Annotated in this window: 6 protein-coding genes; all 6 read left to right on the top strand. The window is 44.6% G+C overall.

The genetic code is table 11. The features are described from left to right. The first annotated feature begins 425 nt into the window (after nucleotides 1-425). Entirely contained in the window at nucleotides 426-962 is a 537-nt protein-coding gene (locus EV211_RS10440; protein WP_133529376.1) for a hypothetical protein, read from the top strand. Nucleotides 963-1311: 349 nt separating this feature from the next. After that, nucleotides 1312-1710, top strand: a complete 399-nt coding sequence (locus EV211_RS10435) for a sigma-70 family RNA polymerase sigma factor (protein ID WP_133529375.1) — start codon at nucleotides 1312-1314, stop codon at nucleotides 1708-1710. A 547-nt stretch (nucleotides 1711-2257) separates the two neighbouring features. After that, a complete protein-coding gene (locus EV211_RS10430; RefSeq protein ID WP_166635451.1) occupies nucleotides 2258-2662 on the top strand; it encodes a type II toxin-antitoxin system PemK/MazF family toxin in 405 nt (134 codons plus the stop codon). Nucleotides 2663-2664: 2 nt separating this feature from the next. Further along, complete coding sequence (locus tag EV211_RS10425; RefSeq protein ID WP_133529373.1) at nucleotides 2665-2862, top strand: excisionase; 198 nt, start codon at nucleotides 2665-2667, stop codon at nucleotides 2860-2862. A 142-nt stretch (nucleotides 2863-3004) separates the two neighbouring features. Then, nucleotides 3005-3202, top strand: a complete 198-nt coding sequence (locus EV211_RS10420) for an excisionase (RefSeq protein ID WP_133529372.1) — start codon at nucleotides 3005-3007, stop codon at nucleotides 3200-3202. Nucleotides 3203-3216: 14 nt separating this feature from the next. Next, entirely contained in the window at nucleotides 3217-4494 is a 1278-nt protein-coding gene (locus EV211_RS10415) for a tyrosine-type recombinase/integrase (RefSeq protein WP_133529371.1), read from the top strand. Nucleotides 4495-4848: the final 354 nt, after the last annotated feature.

The following is a 4848-nucleotide window of genomic DNA, read 5'->3' as shown; positions in this document are numbered from 1 at the left end:
TCAATTAACAATGAAAGAGTACATAGACCCGTTCACCGGTAAGAAAAACAGATAACCCTTTAGGGTTTGTAGAGAAAGTGGTGCGGTTGGTGGACTTTTCAATACATCTTAAGATGTGGCAGGTAACAGGCCCTTCTAGGGCCAAAACAAACCACCGGCTGAGCCGGTGGTCATGATTTGAGAACAAATTCGGGCACATTCATTATAAGAAAAGTGCCCAAGAAGGGCAAAAAATCGCCCATTATGCGAACATACGTTTGCTTTTTGTTTTGGCATGGTTTATAATATACCTATTAAACGAAATGCGCTCAGTAAGGAAGAAGCAAAGTGTGTAAAATAGTATTATGGGAGCTCTTTTCCCTTTTCTTCAGAACAGAACGGATCCTATTGGATCCAAAGCAGAGCCGTTTCTGAGGGGAGAAACGATGAACAATTCAAATGCGAAGAGCCGCATACACAGAATGTGTGCGGCAGGTAATTTTAACGAGGATGAGCTTTATGAAAAAGCGAAACTCATGCTGGAGAGCTACAGGGATGTATGCTGGACTACGGTAGATTTTGTATCTGAGGTCAGGGAAGAATGTGAACTGTATGAGAAGGAATATTATTGCAGCAGTGATATGGAAACAGCGTTGATCTACCTGGAGACCTTTGCACCGGAAGAAGGAAAAGATCGCTTTGAAGAAAAGGTACACAGCCTTTTCGAGACAAAGTGGATGGTCGAGATAGTCGACTCAGCCATGTTGAAGGTCAAGGAATGTCCGATCAATGGCGAACTTTACTTCTCGATGCTATCCGCATATTACCTCAACAGATTCGAATATACGGAGAGGGAGATGATGGACGAATTCAATATGGAGAGAAGCACCTACTATAGGAGAAAGAAGGAAGCTGTGATCATTTTCGGACTTGCCTTATGGGGATCATCCATAAAAGATCTGAGGGATGAGCTGGCAATTTGACACTACATTGATACCCGATTGCGACAAACAACCGACCCCGTTGCTACTGATATAAAACTTCAGGTAGTATAGAATGTGTATGCTGGGAGATAGCAGCATATACGAAATAGAATAAAAGCAACGACTAGCCTCGCGCCTAATGGCGGGGGGCTTTTGTTTTGCGGCCATAAATGCTGCCAGTCTTTCAGACGTTGGCACTCACGAAGACCAGAGCTTTTGCTCTAGGCCTTTTTTTGTGCCCTGAAAGGAGACCGCAGGATGCGCATGAACAGCAGACCGCAGAGACAAGCCCGTGGGCCATGACCTTCTGGATAAGGAAGTTACATCTTTTGAAATCCGGGAGGTAAAAATGAAAATCAAATATGACTATGTAAATGAAGTTATCGAAATCGAAGTAGGAGAGGAAATCGGGGATATGGTAATTGATATGAGAAGAAAAGAGGACAGCGCTGACAGGAAGAACAGGAGGCACTGCCTGCGTCTGGACAGCGATATGGATCGCGGCAGTTGGAATGCCACGCAGAAGGATGACCCCTTCTATAACATCGGCGTCGAGACCGAGGAGGATGAGATGCGCAGGTTGGAAGCGGCTATCAGCCAGTTGACGCCGGCGCAGCAGAAACTTATAGAATACGTGTATTACAAAGGGTACTCGATGAAGGCTTTCGCGGAGGTTGAAGGCGTGTCGCAACAGGCAATTTCAAAGAGACATCAGGTGATAATTAAAAAGCTAAAGAAACTATTCTGATCAAGGTTGTGGTTTGCCTTGCTTTTATCCGATAGGTGAGAGGACAAATATATCCGGCAACGGCCGGAGCAGAGAATGCCTCTCGTAGAACATTGAAAATCGGATACACAATCAACAGGTACTTTCTCTTTGGTATCGGTAAAACGTGAGCATGCGGAAACGATGCGCCATGACCCTTCGGGCGAGCGAAAATGTCTTCGTTTCAAAAGGCGGGCAGCACCCGTCACGTGCGACGAAAGCCAAAGAGGACAATGATACTCCCGTCCAGTCACAGCCCCTGCAGGGATGCAGGAACACGCAATGAGGGCGGCTCGGAGAGAACCTCGGAGGGGCAAACGCCCGTGAGACTGCACCGCAAAGCGGTCGCCTGAAAGATTCCCGCAGATCAGGGGCGTCGTGGACAAATATGGATCTTAACAAAGAAAAACACCGGCGCGGTTTTGTCGTACCTGCTTGTCAAGTATGCGATCCTGTGCCGGTTTACATGTTAGATCCACACACGCACCCTGCGGGATATGTGTATCCGTATCAGGGAAGCGAGGAACAAATGAACAAAACAGGATTTGAGGCTGAGCTGGTGAAGCGCGGCGAGATATACGATGCGGACCTTCCTGAGGATGAGATAGGGAGCGTACAGGAGGGAAAGCGGCCGGTGCTTGTAACACAGGGAGATTGGCTCAATGTTAGTTCGCCTACAGTCATCGTGGCTATGGTAACGACCAAGATCAAGAATTCGGGAATGAAAACTCATGTGATCATTCCCATGAGGAAAGGTCTGAGGGGGGAATCCATGGTAATGACAGAGCAGCGTAAGACCATATCCAAAACACAGCTTTTAGATTATCGATGCGCGCTCACTAAATCAGAAATGAAGAAGGTAAAGAAGGCATGCCACGCAAGCGAATGCGATGAGGACGGACATAGCCAGAGAAGAAGCAGAAGGAGGAAATAGAAATGAGATATGATATACCGATTTGGAAGAAAAGTAATCTGACGCTTGATGAGGCAGCAGCATATACAGGAGTAGGCGTTTGCAAACTTCGCGAAATGTCAAATGATGAGGACTGCGAGTTCGTATTATGGATAGGTTCCAAGAGACTACTTAAGAGGAAGAAACTTGATGAATATATAGAAGACATGTATTCAATATAGAGAGGTAGAACATATAGGTCAATGATGCGATTCTGAGATTCGTATCGTCGACCATAATTAACACCTCGGTTATCATTATGTCACAGATAAAGATGCGAGCTAATAAGAGCCTGCATTATGTGATTGAAAGCGAGGAGTAAAAATGAGATATGAAATACCTATATGGAAGAAAAGTAATCTGACATATGAAGAAGCCGCTGTATATACAGGCATAGGAATAAACAAACTAAGAGAAATTGCGGCTGATGAAGATTGCGAGTTTGTATTATGCATAGGGAGCAGAAAGCTGCTTAAAAGGAGAAAGCTGGATGAGTACATTGATGGAATGTATTCGATATAAGACAGGAGGAGAAAATGCAAAAGGAGACTGGAAAGGTGACACTGCGGAAACGCAAGGTGAAGAAGTCTGATGGAAAAAGGAGAGATAGCAAAGGCGTTATCCTGAAGATGGGCGAGTATCAAAGGCCCGATGGCCGTTATCTGTATAAGTACAGGGGAAAACTAGGACAAAAGAAAGTGATCTACGCGACGTCTCTTAAAGAACTAAGAGAAAAGGAAAATAGCGTCGACCAGGACAGGCTGGATGGTATTCGTACTATGGAAAGCTGCAATGTGAATGATATGTTCGATCTCTGGTGTCAGGTCAAGCGTGGCCTGAAGGATAACACGTTTCAGAATTACAAGTATATGTATAACACATATGTGAGACCTGAGTTTGGACGTATCAATGTAAAAGAGTTAAGGAAAACCGATGTGAAAGTATTTTATAACAGACTGGTCGATGACGAACGTCTGCGTGTGCATACGCTGGATGTGATCCAGAACATATTGCATCAGGTACTTGATGTTGCTGTAGATGACAGATACATAAGGGTCAATCCATTAGATAACGCTCTTGCAGAACTTAAGAGAGCAAGGGGCAAAGACACAAAGAAGAGAAAGGCCCTTACGCTTACAGAGCAGAGAATGTTCCTGGACTATATTAAGGATCATCCGACATATTACAGGTGGTATCCGATATTCAGTTTTATGATAGGCACAGGAATGCGAGTAGGAGAAGTCACCGGGCTTCGCTGGTGCGATGTGGATATGGAGGATAAATGGATCGATGTGAATCATACTCTCGTCTATTATGACCATGGAAACAGGCATTGCGCTTATGAGATCAACTCGACTAAAACAGAAGCCGGCACCAGGGTGATACCTATGCTGGATATGGTAAAGGATGCATTACTGCTTGAGAAGAAGAACCAGGAGGAGGCGGGGCTGACATGCAAATCGTCTATCTGCGGATATACAGACTTCATCTTTCTCAATCGCTTTGGAGAGGTCACGAACAACGGGATGCTGAACAAAGCCATAAGTAGGATAATAAGGGATCATAACGACGAGGAACTTTTGAGAGACTCAGAGCACGCCAGGCTGATACCGAAATTCAGCTGTCATTCGCTCAGGCATACATTCACAACGCGTATGATCGAAGCCGGAGTGAATATCAAGGTAGTCCAGGAGATACTGGGGCACACAGATGTATCAACGACACTTAATATCTATGCGGATGCAACGAAGGACCTAAAGAAGGACGAGTTCGCAGGGCTCAATGACTATTTGAAAGAAGCAAAAGGAGCATAAGCAGGCATAAAAGGAATCGGTGCACACACATCGGTTCTCTTTTTATAGGCTGAAATCATAGGCTAAGACAGGGTCAGGAGAAAGTGTTACTCGTGTTACTGAAAGTGTTACTGCTACCCTAAATATATAGAGAGTAATCTAGAGTTGTATAAAACACCAGATGACCTGGAGCCTCTGTATTTCAATGCTATAGAGATATAGACGATTAGTTTATAAGCATAGCCGTCTTCCCGACAATGAAGCCTATAGAGTAATAAAATCGATTGTGTCCGTATAATGGTGTAAAAGAGAGAATTGGAGAGATCAAAAAAATATAGAGCCAAATGCTCCACTTTCAAGTATAATTGAAATTGA

The organism is Aminicella lysinilytica (assembly GCF_004362975.1).
In the GTDB taxonomy this organism is placed as follows: Bacteria; Bacillota; Clostridia; order Peptostreptococcales; family Anaerovoracaceae; genus Aminicella; species Aminicella lysinilytica.
This window is presented reverse-complemented; position numbering and strand designations above follow the sequence as displayed.